Genomic DNA, 534 nt, shown 5'->3' on the forward strand with positions numbered 1-534 from the left:
TTACGGGCGGCACAGGCGCGCATTGCCGAAGCGCGGGCGGCCGTGGCACTGGCGCAGAAAGCCGTGGAAGACACCACCGTACGGGCGCCTTTTGCCGGGTATGTGGCCGAGCGGTTTGCCAATGTGGGCGAGTATGTCACGCCGGAGAAGCCCCTGATGGAGTTGGTGGTACTGGAACGGTTGAAGCTGGAGCTTCAGGTACCAGCCGGGGAAGCCGGGCGGGTCCGGCGCGGGCAGGCGGTCGAGGCCACAACCGACGCCTATCCCGACTGGGTCATTCGTGGCGAGGTCACGACGATTCGCCCGCTGGTGGAAGCTGATGCGCGCCGTCTGCGCGTTGAGGTCATCGTGTCGAATGGGGAGCAGCGGTTGCGTCCGGGGATGTTCGTCACGGCGCGGCTGCTGCTGGCAGAGCGTACGCCGTGGGTGATGGCCCCGCGCGCGGCTGTCCGGTGGCATCCGGGTCTGGGCGCGCAGGTGGCGTATGTCGTTGAGGGGGATCGGGCGCGGCTGCGGGTGGTTCAGGTGGGGGAA

Annotated in this window: 1 protein-coding gene; it reads left to right on the forward strand. The window is 68.4% G+C overall.

Translation table 11 applies throughout. The features are described 5' to 3' along the window. On the forward strand, window positions 1–534 hold a 534-nt coding region (locus NW818_RS13830), incomplete at both ends, for an efflux RND transporter periplasmic adaptor subunit (protein ID WP_414424881.1).

Source organism: Synechococcus sp. R6-5 (assembly GCF_047461775.1).
GTDB lineage: Bacteria > Cyanobacteriota > Cyanobacteriia > Thermostichales > Thermostichaceae > Thermostichus.